Here is a 19,301-nt window from a genome sequence, read left to right as displayed (position 1 = left end):
CCGAAACACCTCGGTCGATCCGTGTGCGGTACCCCGTGGCGCGTCCGCTACACCCCGTCGCGGCGCGCCCCACCCGCCTCGTCGAGCAGGCGCTCGACCAGGCCGTCCACCGGCAACTCGATCCGCTCGCCGGAGGCCCGGTCGCGCAGCTCGACGTACCCCTCGGTCAGCCGGCGGCCGACCACGACGGCGCGCGGGATGCCGATCAGCTCGGCGTCGGTGAACTTCACCCCGGCCGAGACGTGGGTGCGGTCGTCGACCAGCACCCGCAGGCCGGCGGCGGAGAGGCGCCCGCCGAGCTCCAGCGCGGCGTCGAGCTGCGGCCCCTTGCCGGCCGCCACCAGGTGTACGTCGCACGGCGCGACCTCGGCCGGCCAGACCAGTCCCCGGTCGTCGTGGTGCTGCTCGGCGACCGACGCGACGGCCCGCGAGACGCCGATGCCGTAGCAGCCCATGGTGGGCCGGACGGGCTTGCCCTCCCGGCCGAGCACGTCGACCGCGAAGGCGTCGGTGTACCGGCGGCCGAGCTGGAAGATGTGCCCCACCTCGATGCCCCGGCGCATGGTCAGCTCGCCGTCGCCGCAGGCCGGGCAGAGGTCGCCCGGGCGAACGTCGGCGGCCTCGATGGTGCCGTCCGGCGTGAAGTCCCGCCCGCACACCACGTCGGTGGCGTGCCGGCCCGGCTCGTTGGCCCCGGTCAGCCAGGTGGTGCCGGTGACCACCCGGGGGTCGACCAGGTAGCGGACGCCGTGCTTGGCCAGGATCTGGGGCCCGATGTAGCCCCGGACCAGCTCCGGGTGCGCCGACCAGTCGTCGAAGACCGCGACGGTGGCCGGGGCGAGCGCCGCCTCGACCCGCTTCAGGTCCACCTCGCGGTCCCCGGGCAGGCCGATCACCAGCAGCTCCGCCCGCTCGGCGCCCGGCCGGCGCACGGCCAGCACCACGTTCTTCAACGTGTCGGCGGCCGTCCAGTCGGTCCGTCCGGCCAGCGCGCGGGCGTTGGCCAGCTCGACCAGGGACGCGATGGTCGGCGTCTCCGGGGTGTCGTGCACCTCCGTGGCCGGGTGCGCGTGCGGGTCGCCGGCCGCCGGCGCGCGCGTCACCACGGCCTCGGTGTTGGCCGCGTAGTCGCAGGTCGTGCAGCCCACGTAGGTGTCCTCGCCGACCGGCGTGGCGGCCAGGAACTCCTCCGACGCCGAGCCGCCCATCGCCCCGGACATCGCGTGGACCACGGTGAAGTCCAGCCCGAGCCGGGTGAAGATCCGCTGGTACGCGTCGCGGTGCCGGTCGTAGGCGGCCTGGAGACCCGCCTCGTCGAGGTCGAAGGAGTAGGCGTCCTTCATGAGGAACTCGCGCCCGCGCAGCACGCCGGCCCGCGGCCGGGCCTCGTCCCGGAACTTGGTCTGGATCTGGAACAGCGTCACCGGAAAGTCCCGGTACGAGCTGAACAGATCCTTCACCAGCAGCGCGGCCATCTCCTCGTGGGTCGGGGCGAGCAGGTGCTCGGCACCCTTCCGGTCCTCCAGGGTGAAGATGTCGTCGCCGTACTCCGTCCACCGCCCACTGGTCCGGTAGGGCTCGGCCGGGAGGAGCGCCGGGAAGTGCACCTCCTGGTCGCCGATCGCCGCCATCTCGGCCCGGACGACCTCGGTGATCCGGTCCAGCACGAGCTTGCCCAGCGGCAGCCAGGTGTAGCCGCCCGCTGCGGCGCGGCGGATGTAGCCGGCGCGGAGCAGCAGCCGGTGGCTCGGCACCTCCGCGTCCGCCGGGTCCTCGCGCAGGGTCCGGAGCAGCAGTGTCGACATGCGCAGCAGCATTGAGGCAGCGTACGGCGGGCGGCACCGGCGGGCGATCGTATTCGCCGTCGTGTGGGTAGGAGAGGGGGATGGACGAGAGGCCTCGGCTGACGATGACGGCGACCGTGCTGGACGCGCCCGACGCGCGGGAACTGGCCGGTTTCTACGAACGACTGCTCGGGTGGTCACGCGGGGAGGACGAGCCGGACTGGGTCACCCTGGTCGCGCCCGGTGGCGGGGCAGGGCTCTCGTTCCAGACCGAGCCCGCGTACGTGCGACCGATCTGGCCGGCCGGCCCGGGCGAGCCGCAGATGATGGCGCACCTCGACATCAGGGTCGACGACCTCGACGCGGCGTCGGCGTACGCGGTGTCGGTGGGCGCCACGGTGGCGGACTTCCAGCCCCAGGACGACGTGCGGGTGCACCTCGACCCGGCCGGCCACCCGTTCTGCCTGTACCTCTGACCCGCGTCGAGGTTCGTGGCCCGGGGCCGTACCGGAGGGGAACGTTCAGAATCGGTGATCCCTGCGGCAACCATGGCGCGGCAGGGTGGCGTCTGGGAAGGCGTCACGATGACGCACCACCTGACCCCAAGGATCGGCTCGTGTGGACCCTCTCCTGAGTGAGTTCGACTCGTTCGTGCGAACCCGTACCCCCGCTCTGCTGCGCTCGGCCTACCTGCTGACCGGCGACCAGCACCTCGCCGAGGACCTCGTCCAGTCCGCCCTGGCACGGACCCACCGCTCGTGGAGCCGGCTGCACGACAGCGGCAACGCCGAGGCCTACACCCGCAAGATCATGTATCACCTGCAGGTCTCCTGGTGGCGGCGCCACCGGGTGCCCGAGTCGATGCCGGGCGACCTGCCCGAGCCCCGCGGAGGCGACTCGGCTCCCGACCACGCCCAGCAGACCACGCTCCGGCTGACCCTCCGGGCCGCGCTGGCGAAGCTCTCCGCCAAGCAGCGGGCCGTGCTGGTGCTGCGGTTCTTCGAGGATCGCACCGAGGCCGAGGCCGCCGACCTGCTCGGCGTCACCGTCGGCACCGTCAAGAGCCAGACCTCCAAGGCCCTGGCCAAGTTGCGCACCGTCGCCCCGGAACTCGCCCAGCTCCACGTCACGGAAGGAAGCGCCCGATGAACCAGGACCGACTCCGCCTCGACCTGGCCGAGCTGGCCGAGGAGGTCACCCCGGTCGACCTGCGGGACCGGGCCCTGCGTACGTCCCGTCGGCTCGGCATCCAGCGGGCCGTCGCCACCTCGGCCGCCGCCCTGGTGGTGCTGGCCGCCGCGACCGGGACCGCGTTCGCCATCCGGCCGAACGGCGACAGCCCCGCGCCCGCGCCGGCCGGTCCGTCCGTCACCAGCACCTGGCCGCCGGTCGAGGTCACCCCGACCCCGCAGGCCTCCCGGGAGCCGTCCACGGCCCCGAGCGGCAGCCCGAGCACGGACAGCGGCACGCCCGCGGGTGGCCCGACGTTCGGCCGGCTCATCTACGGCCCGGCGCAGGTCTCCGATTCGCCGACCGTGCGGCTGCGGTCCTGGCGTCCCGGCGGCGGGCAGCCGACCAGCCTGGCCGCGCTGCCGGAGATCTGGGCCCTGAGCAACGCCAGCGTCTCCCCGGACGGTCGGCGGCTCGCCTGGGTGGAGCGGGGCTTCGACGGAAAGGACGTCGGGAAGCTCTACGTCTCCGACATCGACGGCTCGAACAAGAAGTCGATGGCGAGCGACGTCGACGAGTACTGCATCACGCCCACCTGGTCGCCGGACTCGCGGCACCTGCTGTTCGGGACGATGCAGGCGAACGGCGGCTACGACAGGGCCGGCGTCCTCGACACCCTCAGCGAACGGCACACCGTGCAGTGGTGGAGCAGCCGTCCGGAGGCCTGCCACGCGATCTGGTCGGCGGACGGCCGGACCATCGCGATGAACACGGACGCCGGCGTCGCCCTGTACGACACCAGCGGCAGGAAGCAGCGCGCCGTGCCCGGTCTGTCCGCGGCCGGCGCCTGGCAGTCCCACCAGGTCACCAGCCTCGCACCGGACGCCACCCGGATCGCTCTCTTCCGCATCAGGAAGGGTATGGATGCCGGTGACGTCGGCCGCCTCCTGCGGGTCAACGCGGTACTCGAGACGGCGACCGGCAAGGTGGTCGACCTGCCGCTCGGCGGTCGTGACCTCAAGCAGGTGTTCTTCCAGGCGGACGGCTCGATGGTGGTCCGGGTCGAGGACGGTGACGGTCGCGTCCAGCTGCTGCTGGTCGACGCGACGGGGCGGAAGGTCGCCGAGCAGCCGGAACCGGCGGCGCTCAGGGACGCGCAACTGATCGCTGCGATCGGCTGATCGGGTGAGACGGGAGGGGCGGCCCACCGGGCCGTCCTCCCTCAGCGCAGTACGGTGATCGCCCGGTCCGCCACGACGTGCTTCCAGGGCACGATCACCACGACCCCGTCCCGTTCCATGACCTTGGCCGACTCGCCCTCGAAGCCGGCCGAGGGCGGCCCCTCCGCCACAACGCTGACCTTGCCGGTGGCCGGGTCGATGCGGACCAGGCGCGGCGGGGCCTTCTTCCGGTCGCCGCTCTCCCAGGCGAGCACGCCCTGCTCGTCCTGGCGGATCAGCTGGACCTTGCTGCTGCTGTGGCCGGAGGAGATCCAGCGCTTCCTGCCGGTGGCCAGGTCGATCGCGGCGATCTGGTTGGCCGACCGCCCGGTGCCCGGCACCGGCTTGGGGAAGGTCGGGAAGTAGAGGGTGTCGTCGGTGACGAGGCACTCGTAGATCGCCGGACCGTCGATCGCGTTGGACCGGTTCGGCGGGACGTCCCACAGCTCGACGCCGTCGATCGGGTCGGTGAAGGAGGCCACCTCCTTGCCGGTCCGCGGGTCCCGGATCGTGTACGCGTCATGCCCGAGCCCCGGCAGGCCCACCGGCGGCTGCAGGCTCAGCACGCCGTCGATGAGCTTCGACTCGGGCAGCCGCTGCCGCCAGCGCACCTTGCCGGTGGCCGGGTCGAGGGCATCGACCTCGCCGCCGCGCGAGCAGCCGTACGTGACCACCACCAGGTCGTCGGCGGCCCGCATGTCCCTGAACCCGCAGTCCCGCCCCGGCAGCTGCTTCTCGCCGGTGGTGCGCCACAGCTGTTTCCCGGTGGCGAGCGACAGCCCGATCAGGGTGTCCTCGGAGCGGACGATCACCTGCTGACCGGCGACCGACAGGTCCGGCGCGGTCAGCATGTCGCGCCCCTCGACGACCGGCGCGGGGAACTTGGCCTGCCAGGTCACCTTGCCGCTGTTCAGGTCGACCCCGGCGACGGTGTTGCAGGACTTGTCGGAGCCGACCGCGACCGCACCCCGCCCGTCGGTCACCGCCTGGGCCGCGACGCAGACCGAGGTCCCGTCCGGCGCGGGGGCACCCCAGGCCTGCCCGCCGTCGGAGAGCCGGTAGGCGAGCACCCCGTCCGCCTGCGCCCGTACCACGTTGTCGCCGACCAGCCAGGCGCCGAACATGTCCTCCTGGTCGAACGCGGTGAGCCCGGTCATGTTCTGCCGCTCGGGGAAGTCCAGCACCCAGGCGGTCTTCAGGTCGCCGTCGCCGGCGGAGCTTCCGCCGATCAGCCGGGAGACGCCGTAGGCGGTGCCGGCGCCGACGGCCAGCACGGCCACCAGGCCGCCGGCCAGCAGCAACGCGAGACGTCCGCGCCGCCTGGGCGCCGCCGGCGGGGTCGGCGCCGCATTCGGCCAACCCTGCGGCGGGTACGCCGGCGGACCGGCCTGCGGGTACGCGGGCTGACCGGCCTGCGGAGACACAGGCTGACCAGCCACGGGATACGCCGGGTGGCCCGCCTGCGGGTGCGCGGCCTGCGGGGCCGACGGCCAACCCGGGTGCGCACCCTGCGTCGGCGGGACCTGCGCCGGCTGCGGCCAGCCCGGCTGCGCGGCCTGCGGCGCTCCTCCCACCGGCACCTGCGCCCCGGGCTGCGGTGGCAGCTGCGGCGGGCCGGCCGCCGGCGGGTGCGGTGGCTGCCAGGGGGACTGGGGGTTCGTCATCGTTCGCTCCTCGGGTTCCCGCTCAGCGCGCCTGCGCCCGCACGTACGCCGCCCAGCTCGTCTGGAACTGGGCCAGCGGGACGCCGAGCACCTGCCGGCTGGCCTGGTCGGCGGTCGCGCCCTGGTAGCGGGCGGTCACGAACTGGAACAGCTTCTGCTCGCCGTACTTCTCCGCCAGGTGGTTCATCGCCGCGTGCCCGAGCCAGTAGTGGAAGCTGACCCGCCCCGGGGAGTCCCAGTCGCCGTTGCTCGGCAGCGTGCCGTCCCAGTCGCCGGCGCGGACGAGCGAGCGGGCCTGTGCCGTGCGCCCGCTGGACCGCAGCGGCTCGCCCCGGTGGGCGAGGTACTCGGCGAAGCCCTCCACGACCCAGTTCTCGATGCCGTCGAAGAAGTCCTGCTTGTCGGCGTCCTCAAGGCTGGCAACCAGTGAGTGGCCCACCTCGTGCCGGAAGATCTCCCGCGGCCCCCGGGTGTTGCCGGCGGTGAAGAACGACCGGTCGGCCACGTCGATCACGATCCGGGTGCCGCCGATGTCGATGTCCTGCTTCCGGTCGGCGGAGACCATGCCGATCGAGACGCCGGCCTCGGTGGTCTTCTCCTTGTTGATCCGGTAGAGCGAGCCCAGGTCCTGCTTTCCCTTGACCAGGCTGATCACGAAGCCCTTCGGGATGTCCGCGGTCACCCCGCCGGCCTTCCAGGCAGCGAAGTCGTCGGCCACCGCCGCCTCGGCGACCGGCGCGTAGCGCTTCGCCTCGGCGGCCAGTGTGGCGTCCGTGATGACCAGGGTGTGCGGGGTGCGCTCGACGTGGATCTCGCGCCACTTGTCCCAGGGGGCGGGGTAGTAGACGGTCTTCGAGTTGCCCAGCGCGGCGGGTGCCCCGGTGACCGCGGTGACCTTCAGCGGTGCGCCCTGGCTCTCGCGGACGACGGTCCAGCGGTACCACTCGGCGACCGGCGTGAGGTCGTACCCCTCGAACTGGTGCACGAAGGAGACGTCGAGCTGGAAGCTGACCCCGCGGCCGAAGCTGTCGGTGGTCCGACCCTGCTGGGCGACGGTCCGGTACTGCCCGACGGCCAACGGCAGCCTGCCCAGGTTGGCGAAGAGTCGGGTCTGGCCGGCGACCAGGTCCTTGCGGGCCGGGTCGAAGGGGGCCAGGTAGCCGTTCAGGTCCTTGTCGGCGAGCGCCTTGCTGTGCCGGGCCAGCAGCTCGTCCAGATCCTGCTGGCTGACGGTCACCCCGTTCGCCGCGGCGGCGGCCTTCGGGGCCGCGTCCTCGCCGCGCTCGCTCAACCCGACGCCCACGCCGATCGCCGTGCCGGCGCAGAGGGTCAGCACCAGCGCCCCGACGCCGAGCCCGATCCAGAGGCCCCGCCGGGACTTCGGCGGCGGAGGCGCCGGCGGGTACGCCCCGAAGCCCGGCTGCCCCGGCCCACCCGGATACGCACCCGGCTGCCCCGGTAGACCCGGGTGAGCCCCCGGCTGTCCCGGCCCGTTCGGGAACGCCCCGGGCGGCCCGTAGCCGGGTGGGGCGGGGAGACCCGGTGCTGCGGCCGGGTACGTCTGGCCCGGCGGGTGCGGCTGACCGTCGGCCGGGAAGGCGGCCGGGTGTCCCTGGGTCATGCGGTCCTCGTTCGCGCCGTCGTTGACCAGCCGCGGCGGCGGGCGCCGCCCAACCCCGGACCGGATGACGGGCAACATCATTCCCGGTCGGCCGGACGGATTCTGCCCCGGATCCACCAAGCGGGACATTTGTCCCGATGACCTCCGCCACGTCCGGCGCGGGGGTCGGGCGGCGGGAGCCCGGTCGGTGCGAGACTGGCCGACGCAGCTCTGCCGGGTCAGTCCAGAGGGAGGCGCAGTGCGCTGGCGCAGCTTCGTGGCGGTGGGCGACAGCTTCACCGAGGGCATGGACGACGCGTATCCGGACGGCACCTACCGGGGCTGGGCCGACCTGGTCGCCACCCGGCTCGCCGCCGAGGCCGGCCCCGACTTCGGTTACGCCAACCTGGCCATCCGGGGCCGCCTGTTCCCGAACATCGTGGCGGAGCAGGTGCCGGCCGCACTGGCCATGAAGCCCGACCTCATCAGCTTCGCGGCCGGCGGCAACGACGTGCTGCGCCGTACCTTCGATCCGGACGCCTTCGTCCCGCGCTTCGACGCGGTGATCGGTGAGCTGCGTGCCGGCGGCGCCGACGTGGTGCTGTTCCGGTTCGCCGACGTGATGGCCCGGCTGCCCGGGCAGCGGCTGGTGGCGCCCCGGGTGACCCTGCTCAACCGCGTCGTCGGCGAGGTCGCCGAGCGGCACGGCGCCATCCTGGTCGACCTCTACGCCGACGACACCTATCTCAACCCGCTGCTCTGGAGCACCGACCGGCTGCACCTGTCGGCGGCCGGGCACCGCCGGGTGGCCGGGCAGGTGCTCGCCGCGCTGGGCGTGGCCTGTGACGAGGAGTGGCTGATGGTGCCGGCGCATCCGGCGCCCACCCCGTGGCTGGCCGCCCGGGCCGCCGACCTGCGCTGGGCCGGCCAGCACCTGGCCCCGTGGATCAAGCGCCGGCTGACCGGCCGCTCCTCCGGCGACCTCGTCTCCGCCAAGCGGCCGGTGCTCGGGCCGATCACCCTCGACTGACGGTGCGGACCCTGCACGTCGCGCCCCTGCTGCGGTTCACTCTCGACGACGAGCCCCGGCCGGATCACGCCGTGCTGGTGAGCGGCGACCGGGTCGAGGCGGTCGCGCCGGTCGATGAGCTGACCGGGGCGTACCCGGAGGTGCGGGTGCGGCGGTGGGCCGGCACGCTCGGGCCGGCGCTGCTGCACGACGGGCCGTTGCCGCCCGCACCGAGCCCGCGCGAGCGGGTGCACGCCCTGTTCCGGCTGGGCGCCGCCGCGGTGCTCGCCGACCACGTCACCGACCCGGCGCTGCGGGCCGCCGCCGCGCGCAACGAGGTGGCGGTGCTCGCCGCGGCCCGGCCGCCGGCGCTGGTGGTCGGCGGCCGGGCCGACCTGGCGGTGTTCGCCGCCGACGGCTCCTGCGTGGCGACGGTGGTCGCCGGGCGGCTGGTGCACCGCCGCGCCTGACCGGTGTTCGCCCCGCCACACCGGATGGCCGGTCGCGGCGCCGTGATCCGGCGTAACTTGGGGCTCATGCCTGTGCCGAACGATCCGAATCCGCACCTCCAGTCCTACTCCGACCCCCAGCGTCTGGTCACCACGGAGTGGCTGGCCGAGCACCTGGGCGACGAGGGCCTCGTGGTGGTCGAGTCCGACGAGGACGTTCTCCTCTACGACACCGGCCACATCCCCGGGGCCGTGAAGGTCGACTGGCACACCGAGCTGAACGACCAGGTGACCCGGGACTACCTCGACGCGAAGAGCTTCGCCGAGCTGTGCGCCGCCAAGGGCATCGGCCGCGGCGACACCGTCGTCTTCTACGGCGACAACTTCAACTGGTGGGCGGCCTACGCCCTCTGGGTGTTCGCGCTCTTCGGCCACGCCGACGTCCGGCTGCTCGACGGCGGCCGGATGAAGTGGGTCGCCGAGGGACGCGAGATGTCCAAGGACACGGTCAACCGGCCGCGCGCCGACTACCCGGTGCCCGAGCGGAACGACACCCCGATCCGGGCGTTCCGCGACGAGGTGATGGCGCACGTGACCGCCGGCCGGCCGCTGGTCGACGTGCGGTCGCCGGGTGAGTACACCGGCGAGATGCTGCACATGGCGGCCTACCCGCAGGAGGGCGCGCTGCGCGGCGGGCACATCCCGGGCGCGGTGAGCAAGCCGTGGAAGGCCGCCGCCAACGACGACGGCACCTTCAAGCCGGTGGACGAGCTGCGGGCGATCTACGTCGACCAGCTCGGGCTGAGCCCGTCCGACGACGTGGTGGCCTACTGCCGGATCGGCGAGCGGTCCAGCCACACCTGGTTCGTGCTGCACCACCTGCTCGGGTTCCCGCGGGTCCGCAACTACGACGGCTCGTGGACCGAGTGGGGCAACCTGGTCCGGGCTCCCGTCGTCCAGGGCGAGGAGCCGGGCAGCTTCACCGGCTAGGGCCGGCCGGTCAGATAGCGCTGGAGGGTCGGGGCGACCCACTCGACCAGATCCTCCGGCGCCATCTCCACCACCGGCGGCAGCCGGACGATATAGCGGGTGAAGGCCAGGCCGAGGGTCTGACTGGCCACGAGGCCGGCCCGGCGGGCGGTGGTCGCCGGGTCGGTGCCAAAGCCGGCCACGGCCGCCGCGAGCTGGTCGGCGAAGAGCAGGCGCATCCGCTCGGCCGCGCCCGGGTTGGTGCTGGCCGCCCGGAGCAGGGCCGCGAGGGTCTCGTCCCCCTCCCACCGGGCGAGGAAGTGGCGCACAAGCGTCTCGCCGAGCCGGTCCGGCGGCACCGCGGCCAGGTCGGGCAGGCGCAGATCGAACTCGGCCGCCGCGGCGAACAGCCCCTCCTTGCTGCCGTAGTAGCGCATCACCATCGACGGGTCGATCCGCGCGTCGGCGGCGATGGCGCGGATGGTGGCCCGCTCGTAGCCGTCGGCGGCGAAGCGCTCCCGGGCGGCGCGCAGGATGGCCGCCCGCGTGGCGTCCGAGCGGCGGGCACGGGGTGCCGTCTCAGTCATGCCCACAACTGTAGGCCAACAAGCGTTGACATCGAAACCGCCACGCGCCTACCGTTGTCAACATCTGTTGGCAAACAGTTGTTGGCATACCTGGAGGTGGGCCATGCTTCCCGATCGCACCGACGTCCTCGTGGTGGGGGCCGGGCCGACCGGCCTGGCCGTCGCCGCCACCCTGGCCGGGCACGGGGTGACCACGACCGTGGTGGACCGGCTCGCCACTCCGCCGGTCACCTCGCGGGCGGCCGTGGTGCACGCCGGCACCCTGGAGGTGCTGGACCGGATCGGCGTCGCCGCCCCGCTGGCCGCCCGCGGGCTGCCGTCGACCCGGTTCACCGTCCGGGATCGCGACCGGGTGCTGCTCACCGTCCCCTTCGACCGGTTGCCGTCCCGCTACCCGTACGCGCTGCTGGTCTCCCAGGCCGAGACCGAGGCGGTGCTGGCCGACCGGCTCACCGCGCTGGGCGGGCGGGTGCTCCGGCCGTACGAGCTGACCGGCCTCGACCTCGACGGCGCCGGCGCCACCGCGACGTTCGCGGGCGGCGGGACGGTCCGGGCCCGCTGGGTGGTCGGCGCCGACGGCATGCGCAGCCCGGTCCGCGAGCTGGCCGGCATCGAGTTCGGCGGCCCGGCCGACCCCGGTGAGTCGTTTCTGCTCGCGGACGTCCGGGTGGACAGCGCGCTGCCCCGCGACCAGGTCAACCTGTTCCTGGCCCGGCAGGGTCCGCTCGTCTGGGCGCCGCTGCCCGACGGCATGGTCCGGCTGGTCGCCGCGGTGGCCGACGCGCCGCGCGAGCCAGGGGCGCGGCACTTCCAGGCCCTGCTCGACGAGCGGGGGCCGGCCCGGCGGCCGGACCGGGTCACCGAGGTGAGCTGGAGTTCCCGGTTCCGCATCCACCACCGGATCGCGAGCACCTACCGGTCCGGCCCGGTGCTGCTCGCCGGGGACGCGGCGCACGTGCACAGCCCGGCGGGCGGGCAGGGGATGAACCTCGGCCTCCGCGACGCGGTCGCCCTCGGCGACACCCTCGCCGCGGTGCTCGCCGGGGGTCCCGACACGCTCCTCGACGGGTACGCGGCCGCCCGCCGGCCGCTCGCCGAGGAGGTGCTCGGCTTCGCCGCCGGGCTGACCCGGCTCACCGCCGTCCCGTCGGCCGGCCGGCCGCTGCGCGACCTGCTGCTCCGGGCCGCCTCCGCGCTGCCCCCGGTCCGGCAGCGGCTCGCCGTGCGACTGGCGGGCTTCGAACCGGCCGTCGGTTGACCGTGATCCCGCGCTGTGCCGTGGTCCCGCGCGCGTCCGGCTACGGCTGGCCGGCTTCGAACCGGCCGGCCGCCGACGGTCATCCCGTGCGGCGCAGCGTTCCCCAGGCAGCGGCGGTGACCAGGGCGAACACGCCTGCCGCCGCGGCGACGACGAGGCCCACCCCGTACGCCTCGCCGGCGAACCCGGCCAGCGCCGCGCCGAGCGGTGCGGCCGCCAGGCCGACCACGCGCTGCGCCGCGCCGACCCGCCCGAGCAGTTCCGCCGGGACGTGCCGCTGCCCGTACGCCGACCAGAGGCTGTTCCAGATCGTGGTGCCGGCGGCGAACGCGGCCAGCGCCACACCCCCGGTCAGCGGGCCGCGGGCCAGGGCGAACCCGGCCAGCGCCACGGTCTGCCCGAGCAGCACCGCGCGCAGCGCGGGCAGCGTGCCGAACCGGGTGGCCAGCCGCCCGGCCACCAGTGCCCCGAGCAGCCCACCGACCACCACTCCCGCCGCGAACAGCCCGTAGCCCTGCGGCGGCACCCGCAGCGCCCCGAGCGCGTAGAGCACCAGGACCGCCATCAGCCCGCTGATCGCCAGGTTCGACCCCGCCGAGGCGAGCGCGATCCCCCACAGCACCCGGTCCCTGCGCACCCACCGCACCCCGGCCCACGCCTCCCGCCACACCCCCGGCCCCGCCGGCCGGGGCGGGGCGGCCGGCAACGGGCGGAGGGCGAGGACGAGTGCGGCTGCCAGGGCGAAGGTGAGCGCGTCCACGGCGAACGGGAGCGAGGCGGCCAGGGCGAAGAGGAGGCCGGCCAGCGGGGTGCCGAGCAGGCCACCGGCCACCGCCGTACCGGCCTGGAGCCGGCCGTTGGCCGTGGCCAGGGCGGCCGGCGACACCAGCGACGGCAGCAGCGCGAAGGCGGACGCGTCGAACAGCGTGCCCAGGGTGGCCAGCAGGAACGCGGCGGCGGCCAGCGCGGCGATCCCGGCCCGGCCGGTGGCGACCAGCCCGGCGAGCGCGGCCACCACCACGGCCCGCGCCCCGTCCACCGCCGCCATCGTGCGGCGGCGGTCCCACCGGTCGGCGTACGCGCCGCCGAGCAGCCCGAACACCAGCGGCGGGAGCTGCCCGGCAACGGTCACCGCGGCGATCGCCCGGGGGTCGCGGGTGAGCGCGGCGGCCAGCAGGGCCAGGGCCGGCGTACGCAGCGCGTCGCCGAACCGGGACGAGACGGCGGCGGACCAGAGCAGCCGGTAGTCACGGCCGAGCACGGAAGCGGTCATGCCGACGGACCCTCCGGCCTGAACCCGGTCGAGGGTCAAGCGGGGCAGGGTGTGAGGCGACCGACGGGTAACCGAGGCTCCACCGGCGTGGACGCGCGGACTAGGCTGGCCCGGTGGCGGTGGAACAGCAGGCGCGGGGCGCGGCGAACGGCGCGGGTGCGGGTCGGCGCCGGTCCCGGCGTGACGAGATCCTGGAGATCGCGGTCGGGCTCTTCGCGGCGCGCGGCTACCACGGGGTGTCGATGGACGACATCGGCGCCGCCGCCGGTGTCACCGGCCCGGCCCTCTACCACCACTTCGCCGGCAAGGAGGCCATGCTGGTCGCCGCGCTGATCCCGGTCAGCGAGGGGCTGCTCGCCGGTGGCCGGGAACGGGCGGCCAACCACCCCGACGACCCACGCGGCACGCTGGAGTCGCTGATCGACTTCCACGTCGACTTCGCGCTGGCCAACCCGGCCGTGATCGCCCTGCACCTGCACGAGCTGGACCGCCTCCCGGACGAGCCGCGCCGCCGGATCCGCCGGCTCCAGCGGATGTACGTCGAGGAGTGGGTGACTGTGCTGACCGCGCTGCACCCGGGGCTGCCGGACGGCGAGGCGCGGGTCCTCGCGCACGCCGCCTTCGGCCTCATGAACTCCACCCCGTTCCTCGGTGGCGAGGTGGACCGCCGCCGCCGCGCCGAGCTGCTGCGGGGCGCGACGCTGGCCGCGCTCCTCGCGCCCACGGACCCGGCCTGACGCCCGGCGCTCCTTAACGTCCGTTAAGCACGCGCGCCCTCCGCGTGTTATGAAGGGGCCCCTGCTATGCAAGAGGCGTCAAGAAGGGACCCTTCCTTGTTCGAATCGCTGTTGGTGGCCAACCGTGGCGAGATCGCGCGCCGGATCATCCGCACCGCGAAGAGGCTCGGGATCCGTGCGATCGCGGTGCACTCGGAGGCCGACGCCGGGCTGCCCTTCGTCACCGAGGCCGACGAGGCGGTCTGCGTCGGCCCCGCCAGTCCCGCGCTCAGCTACCGCAACGTCGAGGCGATCCTGGCCGCAGCGAGGGACACCGGCGCCCAGGCCATCCACCCCGGCTACGGCTTCCTGTCGGAGAACGCGGACTTCGCCCGTACCGTCGAGGCCAGCGGCCTGATCTGGGTCGGGCCCGGCGCGGACGCGATCGCCGCGATGGGCGACAAGATCAACGCCCGGAACATCATGGCGGCGGCCGGGGTGCCGGTCGCGCCCGGCACCACCGACCCGGCGGCCGACCTGGACGCGGCGGTCACGGCCGCCGCCGAGATCGGCTACCCGGTGATGGTCAAGGCCGCAGCCGGTGGCGGCGGCATGGGCATGGGAGTGGCGACCGACGAGGCCGCGCTGCGCACCGAGTACGACAAGGTCCGCTCGTTCGCCGAGCGGATGTTCGGCGACGGCTCGGTGCTGATCGAGCGGTACTTCCCCCGGGTACGCCACGTCGAGGTGCAGATCCTCGGCCTGGCCGACGGGCGGGTGGTGGCGCTCGGCGAGCGCGAGTGCTCGGTGCAGCGGCGCAACCAGAAGCTGGTCGAGGAGTCCCCGTCCCCGGCGGTCTCGCCGGAGCTGCGGGCGCGGTTCCTGGCGGCGGCCGTGCGGGCGGGCGAGGCGGTCGACTACCGCAACGCCGGCACCGTGGAGTGCCTGCTCGACCCGGCCACGAACGAGTTCTTCTTCCTGGAGATGAACACGCGGCTCCAGGTCGAGCACCCGGTGACCGAGTACGTCTACGGCGTCGACCTGGTCGAGGAGCAGCTGCGGGTGGCGGCCGGCCTGGCTCCGACCTTCGACCCGGACGCGCTCGCGCCGCGCGGGCACGCCATCGAGCTGCGCATCAACGCCGAGGACCCGAAGCGGTTCCTGCCCGGTCCGGGCGCGATCAGCACCTGGAACGAGCCGGCCGGCGAGGGCGTACGGGTCGACTCCGGCTACGTCGCCGGCAACACGGTCACCCCGTTCTACGACAGCCTGATGGCCAAGCTGATCGTCAGCGGCGCCACCCGGGACGAGGCGGTGCAGCGGGCGAAGGCGGCGGTGGCCCAGTTCGAGATCGCCGGCCCGAAGAACAACCTCCCCTTCTTCGCCGAGCTGCTGGAGAACCCGGAGTTCCTGTCGGGCGACTACGACACCGGCATCGTCTCCCGCATGCGCTGACCGTCCTGCGCCGACCCGCCCGTCCCCGTTGCATGAAGTTAGCGGCGAAATCCGTCCGCTTTGTCGCTGCTAACTTCATGATCGCCGGCGGGGGCGGCCCGGGTGGGATGCTGGACGTACCCATCACGTAACACCGTCACAGTGAGGTGACCCCTTATGGCGGAACTGCCGGACTTCGTCTCCATCCGGGAGGTCGGGCCGCGGGACGGGCTCCAGAACGAGGAGCCGATCCCCACCGACGCCAAGGTGCGGCTGCTCGACGCGCTCTCCGGCACCGGCGTGCGGCGAATCGAGGCCGTCTCCTTCGTCCATCCGAAGGCGATCCCGCAGATGGCCGACGCCGACGAGGTGTGGCAGCGGGCCGCGAAGGCCGACGGGGTGCACTACTCCGCGCTCGTGCCGAACACCCGCGGCGCGCAGCGCGCCCTCGCCGCCGGCTTCACCGAGATCGAGGTGGTGGTCTCGGCCAGCGACACGCACAACCGGCGCAACGTCAACCGGTCCACCGAGGAGTCGCTCGACGACATCGCCGAGCTGATCGACCTGCTGCACAGCGCGGGCGCGACCGCCGAGGTGATCGTGGCGACCAGCTTCGGCTGCCCGTACGAGGGGGATGTCGACCCGAAGCGGGTGGCCGGCATCGTCGACCGGGTCGTCCGGGACGGCGCCGACCGGGTGGCCTTCGGTGACACCACCGGCATGGGTACGCCCCGGCGGGTCCGCGAACTCGTCACCGCGGTCCGCGACCGCAACGCCCAGGTGCCGGTGCTGCTGCACTTCCACAACACCCGGGGCACCGCGCTGGCCAACATGCTCACCGCCATGGAACTGGGCATCACCGAGTTCGACGCCAGCGTCGGCGGCCTCGGCGGCTGCCCGTACGCCCCGGGCGCCAGCGGCAACCTGGCCACCGAGGAGGCCGTGCACATGCTGCACGACATGGGCATCGACACCGGCATCGACCTGGCCGCCCTCATCGAGGCCGCCGAGCTGGCCGAGCACCTGGTCGGCAAGAAGCTCCCGTCCGGCGTCCTCCGCGCCGGCCCCCGTACCCGCCTGACCCCGATCCCCTCCTGACCCCGATCCCCTCCTGACCCCCGCTCCCGCCGCCGTCCCGCCAAGTTGATCAAGAAGTTTGCGTCAGGATCGGGCTCGATTCCGACGCAAACTTCTTGATCAACGCGGACGACGGGCGGGCAGCGGGCGGGCAGCGGGCGGGCGGCGGGCGGGCGGCGGGTGGGCGGCGGGTGGGCGCGCGCGGGGGCGTGTGTGTGGGCAGGTCGCCGGAGGGGGCGGGAATGCGCTAGCCTAACGATCGTTCAGGTCGGTCGGCGCGCCCACGAGGCGGCCGGTGGCAATGGGAGTCGGCGTGACGCTCGACGGTGAGGCCCTGGAGCAGCTGCGCAAGCGCGCCAAGGCCGGCGGTGCGGACAAGTACCACGCGGCGAACGCCGCCAAGGGCAAGCTCTTCGCCCGCGAGCGGGTCGCGTACCTGGTCGACGAGGGTTCCTTCGTCGAGGACGGGCTCTACGCCAACGCGATGGCCGAGGGGCTGCCCGCCGACGGCGTGGTGACCGGCACGGCCACCATCGACGGCCGGCCGGTCTGCCTCATGGCGAACGACTCCACGGTGAAGGCCGGCAGCTGGGGCGCCCGGACCGTCGAGAAGATCATCCGGATCATCGAGCGGGCCTACTCGACCGGCGTGCCCATGGTCTACCTGGTCGACTCGGCCGGCGCCCGGATCACCGACCAGGTCGACCTCTTCCCCGGCCGGCGGGGCGCCGGCAAGATCTTCTGGAACCAGGTCCGCGCCTCGGGTTCAATCCCGCAGGTCTGCGCCCTGTTCGGGCCGAGCGCGGCGGGCGGGGCCTACATCCCGGCGTTCTGCGACGTGGTCGCCATGGTCGAGGGCAACGCCAGCATGTACCTCGGCTCGGACCGGATGGTCGAGATGGTCACCGGCGAGAAGACCACGCTGGAGGCGATGGGCGGGGCCAAGGTGCACTGTGCCGAGTCCGGCGTCGGGCACTTCCTCTGCAAGACCGAGGCCGAGGCGCTCGACGTGGTCCGGCGCTACCTGTCGTACCTGCCGACCAACTGGACCCAGGCCCCGCCCGCCGCCGAGGCGACGCCCGCGCCGGAGAAGGCCGACCTGGCCGCGCTGGTCCCGGCCAGCGAGCGGCAGGCGTTCGACATGCGCCGGTACGTCAAGGGCCTGCTCGACGAGGGCAGCTTCTTCGAGATCCAGGCGCTCTGGGCCAAGGAGTTGACCATCGGCTTCGGCCGGCTGAACGGCGAGGTCGTCGGCGTGGTCGGCAACAACTCGATGTTCAAGGGCGGCGTGCTCTTCGTCGACTCGGCCGACAAGGCGACCCGGTTCGTCCAGCTCTGCGACGCGTTCAACGTGCCGCTGCTGTTCCTGTCCGACGTGCCCGGGTTCATGGTCGGCAGCGCCGTGGAGAAGCAGGGCATCATCCGCCACGGCGCCAAGATGATCACGGCGATCTCCGAGGCGACCGTACCCAAGATCTGCGTGGTGGTCCGCAAGGCCTACGGCGCCGGCCTTTACGCCATGGCCGGCCCCGGCTTCGAGCCGGACGCGACGATCGCGCTGCCCACCGCGAAGATCGCGGTGATGGGCGCGGAGGCGGCGGTCAACGCCGTCTACGCCAACAAGATCGCCGCGATCGAGGACGAGGCCGAGCGGGCCGCCTTCGTCGCCGCGAAGCGCGAGGAGTACGAGCGCGACATCGACATCGTCCGGCTCGCCAGCGAGCTGGTGGTGGACGCCATCGTCGAGCCGCACGAGCTGCGCGCCGAGCTGGTCCGCCGGTTCGCCGCCGCGCACGGCAAGGAGCGGCACTTCGCGAAGCGCCGGCACGGCGTCACCCCGGTCTGAGCAACCCCGCAGCAGGATCCGGCCGGGCGTCACGAGCGCCGGACGGAGCATCTCCACAGGAGGATCAGATGGACTTCCGGCTCAGCGAGGAACAAGAGGCGCTGCGGGAGAGCGTGCGGGACTTCGCCCGCGAGGTGGTCGCGCCGGCCATCGCCGAGCACTACGAGCAGCACACCTTCCCGTACGAGATCATCCGCCAGATGGGCAAGATGGGCCTGTTCGGTCTCCCCTTCGCCGAGGAGCACGGCGGCATGGGCGGCGACTACTTCGCGCTCTGCCTGGCCCTGGAGGAGCTGGCCCGGGTCGACTCCAGCGTGGCCATCACCCTGGAGGCGGCCGTCTCGCTCGGCGCCATGCCGATCTACCGGTTCGGCACCGACGAGCAGAAGGCCCGGTGGCTGCCGAAGCTGCTCAGCGGCGAGGCCCTCGCGGGGTTCGGGCTCACCGAGCCGGGCACCGGCTCGGACGCGGGCGGCACGCAGACGCGGGCCGTCCTGGAGGGCGACGAGTGGGTGATCAACGGCTCGAAGGCGTTCATCACCAACTCCGGCACCGACATCACGTCGCTCGTCACGGTCACCGCGGTCACCGGCACGCGGCCGGACGGCTCGAAGGAGCTGTCCACCATCATCGTCCCGTCCGGCACGCCGGGCTTCACCGTCGCGCCGGGCTACTCGAAGGTCGGCTGGACCGCCTCCGACACGCACGAGCTGACCTTCGACGACTGCCGGGTGCCGGCGGCGAACCTCCTCGGCGAGCGCGGCCGGGGCTTCGCCCAGTTCCTGCGCATCCTCGACGAGGGCCGGATCGCCATCGCGGCCCTGGCCGTCGGCCTCGCCCAGGGCTGTGTCGACGAGTCGATCAAATACGCGAAGGAGCGCCAGGCGTTCGGCCAGCCGATCGGCGCGTACCAGGCGATCCAGTTCAAGATCGCCGACATGGAGATGAAGGCGCACACTGCCCGGCTCGCCTACTACGACGCGGCCGCCCGGATGCTCGCCGGCGAGCCGTTCAAGCGGCAGGCGGCCATCGCGAAGCTGCACGCCAGCACCATCGCGGTGGACAACGCCCGCGAGGCCACCCAGATCCACGGCGGCTACGGCTTCATGAACGAGTACCCGGTGGCCCGCTTCTGGCGGGACTCCAAGATCCTGGAGATCGGCGAGGGCACCAGCGAGGTGCAGCGCATGGTCATCGCCCGCGATCTCGGCATGTGAGCGGCGCCCGCCCGGGCCGGTCGGGCCG

At 73.5% G+C, this 19,301-nt stretch carries 17 protein-coding genes; 12 read left to right on the top strand and 5 right to left on the bottom strand.

Annotated elements, in window-relative coordinates; genetic code table 11:
* Positions 1 to 47: 47 nt before the first annotated feature.
* The gene (locus GA0070214_RS18255) at positions 48 to 1,817 is read right to left on the bottom strand and encodes a proline--tRNA ligase (protein ID WP_091264813.1); all 1,770 of its coding nucleotides are present in this window, start codon (positions 1,815 to 1,817) and stop codon (positions 48 to 50) included.
* Between the two features lie 68 nt (positions 1,818 to 1,885).
* On the opposite strand from GA0070214_RS18255, the gene GA0070214_RS18250 reads away from it, so the two are divergent.
* The 3 genes from GA0070214_RS18250 (at position 1,886) to GA0070214_RS18240 (ending at position 4,135) form a co-directional block, all read left to right on the top strand.
* Positions 1,886 to 2,260 (top strand): VOC family protein, encoded by a 375-nt coding sequence (locus tag GA0070214_RS18250; RefSeq protein ID WP_091264810.1) that lies wholly within the window; start codon positions 1,886 to 1,888, stop codon positions 2,258 to 2,260.
* A gap of 142 nt (positions 2,261 to 2,402) precedes the next feature.
* On the top strand, positions 2,403 to 2,933 hold the full coding sequence (locus tag GA0070214_RS18245) for a SigE family RNA polymerase sigma factor (RefSeq protein WP_091264807.1): 531 nt from the start codon (positions 2,403 to 2,405) through the stop codon (positions 2,931 to 2,933).
* Positions 2,930 to 4,135, top strand: a complete 1,206-nt coding sequence (locus tag GA0070214_RS18240; RefSeq protein ID WP_091264802.1) for a TolB-like translocation protein — start codon at positions 2,930 to 2,932, stop codon at positions 4,133 to 4,135. Before GA0070214_RS18245 ends, GA0070214_RS18240 begins: the two co-directional genes overlap by 4 nt.
* Positions 4,136 to 4,176: 41 nt before the next feature.
* Here the strand turns inward: GA0070214_RS18240 and GA0070214_RS18235 are convergent, their stop codons facing one another.
* Both GA0070214_RS18235 and GA0070214_RS32830 read right to left on the bottom strand, forming a co-directional pair.
* The gene (locus GA0070214_RS18235) at positions 4,177 to 5,838 is read right to left on the bottom strand and encodes an outer membrane protein assembly factor BamB family protein (RefSeq protein WP_091264798.1); all 1,662 of its coding nucleotides are present in this window, start codon (positions 5,836 to 5,838) and stop codon (positions 4,177 to 4,179) included.
* 22 nt (positions 5,839 to 5,860) lie between these two features.
* The gene (locus tag GA0070214_RS32830) at positions 5,861 to 7,459 is read right to left on the bottom strand and encodes a hypothetical protein (RefSeq protein ID WP_139141871.1); all 1,599 of its coding nucleotides are present in this window, start codon (positions 7,457 to 7,459) and stop codon (positions 5,861 to 5,863) included.
* A 238-nt stretch (positions 7,460 to 7,697) separates the two neighbouring features.
* Here GA0070214_RS32830 and GA0070214_RS18225 point away from each other — a divergent pair, with 238 nt between their 5' ends.
* The 3 genes from GA0070214_RS18225 to GA0070214_RS18215 all read left to right on the top strand — a co-directional run bounded on the left by GA0070214_RS18225 (position 7,698) and on the right by GA0070214_RS18215 (position 9,886).
* Positions 7,698 to 8,468 (top strand): SGNH/GDSL hydrolase family protein, encoded by a 771-nt coding sequence (locus tag GA0070214_RS18225; protein ID WP_091264791.1) that lies wholly within the window; start codon positions 7,698 to 7,700, stop codon positions 8,466 to 8,468.
* 2 nt (positions 8,469 to 8,470) lie between these two features.
* On the top strand, positions 8,471 to 8,917 hold the full coding sequence (locus tag GA0070214_RS18220) for a hypothetical protein (RefSeq protein WP_091264788.1): 447 nt from the start codon (positions 8,471 to 8,473) through the stop codon (positions 8,915 to 8,917).
* A gap of 66 nt (positions 8,918 to 8,983) precedes the next feature.
* A complete protein-coding gene (locus GA0070214_RS18215) occupies positions 8,984 to 9,886 on the top strand; it encodes a sulfurtransferase (protein WP_091265550.1) in 903 nt (300 codons plus the stop codon).
* On the opposite strand, the gene GA0070214_RS18210 is transcribed toward GA0070214_RS18215, so the two are convergent.
* Positions 9,883 to 10,452 carry a TetR/AcrR family transcriptional regulator gene (locus GA0070214_RS18210; protein ID WP_208602816.1) on the bottom strand — a complete coding sequence of 190 codons (570 nt, stop codon included), beginning with the start codon at positions 10,450 to 10,452 and terminating at the stop codon, positions 9,883 to 9,885. The genes GA0070214_RS18215 and GA0070214_RS18210 overlap by 4 nt on opposite strands.
* Before the next feature lie 103 nt (positions 10,453 to 10,555).
* Between GA0070214_RS18210 and GA0070214_RS18205 the strand changes: the two genes are divergently transcribed.
* The gene (locus tag GA0070214_RS18205) at positions 10,556 to 11,710 is read left to right on the top strand and encodes an FAD-dependent monooxygenase (RefSeq protein WP_091264780.1); all 1,155 of its coding nucleotides are present in this window, start codon (positions 10,556 to 10,558) and stop codon (positions 11,708 to 11,710) included.
* 79 nt (positions 11,711 to 11,789) lie between these two features.
* On the opposite strand, the gene GA0070214_RS18200 is transcribed toward GA0070214_RS18205, so the two are convergent.
* Positions 11,790 to 12,983, bottom strand: coding sequence for an MFS transporter (locus GA0070214_RS18200; protein ID WP_091264776.1), 1,194 nt, complete (start codon positions 12,981 to 12,983; stop codon positions 11,790 to 11,792).
* 113 nt (positions 12,984 to 13,096) lie between these two features.
* Between GA0070214_RS18200 and GA0070214_RS18195 the strand changes: the two genes are divergently transcribed.
* The 5 genes from GA0070214_RS18195 (at position 13,097) to GA0070214_RS18175 (ending at position 19,273) form a co-directional block, all read left to right on the top strand.
* Complete coding sequence (locus GA0070214_RS18195) at positions 13,097 to 13,720, top strand: TetR/AcrR family transcriptional regulator (RefSeq protein WP_091264773.1); 624 nt, start codon at positions 13,097 to 13,099, stop codon at positions 13,718 to 13,720.
* A 96-nt stretch (positions 13,721 to 13,816) separates the two neighbouring features.
* Positions 13,817 to 15,154, top strand: coding sequence for an acetyl-CoA carboxylase biotin carboxylase subunit (locus tag GA0070214_RS18190; RefSeq protein WP_091264769.1), 1,338 nt, complete (start codon positions 13,817 to 13,819; stop codon positions 15,152 to 15,154).
* 156 nt (positions 15,155 to 15,310) lie between these two features.
* Positions 15,311 to 16,231, top strand: coding sequence for a hydroxymethylglutaryl-CoA lyase (locus tag GA0070214_RS18185; protein WP_091264764.1), 921 nt, complete (start codon positions 15,311 to 15,313; stop codon positions 16,229 to 16,231).
* Positions 16,232 to 16,523: 292 nt separating this feature from the next.
* Positions 16,524 to 18,056 carry an acyl-CoA carboxylase subunit beta gene (locus tag GA0070214_RS18180; protein WP_091265547.1) on the top strand — a complete coding sequence of 511 codons (1,533 nt, stop codon included), beginning with the start codon at positions 16,524 to 16,526 and terminating at the stop codon, positions 18,054 to 18,056.
* 68 nt (positions 18,057 to 18,124) lie between these two features.
* Positions 18,125 to 19,273, top strand: coding sequence for an acyl-CoA dehydrogenase family protein (locus GA0070214_RS18175; protein ID WP_091264761.1), 1,149 nt, complete (start codon positions 18,125 to 18,127; stop codon positions 19,271 to 19,273).
* Positions 19,274 to 19,301 lie beyond the last annotated feature (28 nt).

Source organism: Micromonospora chaiyaphumensis (genome assembly GCF_900091435.1).
Taxonomy (GTDB): domain Bacteria; phylum Actinomycetota; class Actinomycetes; order Mycobacteriales; family Micromonosporaceae; genus Micromonospora; species Micromonospora chaiyaphumensis.
Note: the sequence above shows the minus strand (reverse complement) of the source record. Positions and strands in the feature narration are given on the sequence as shown.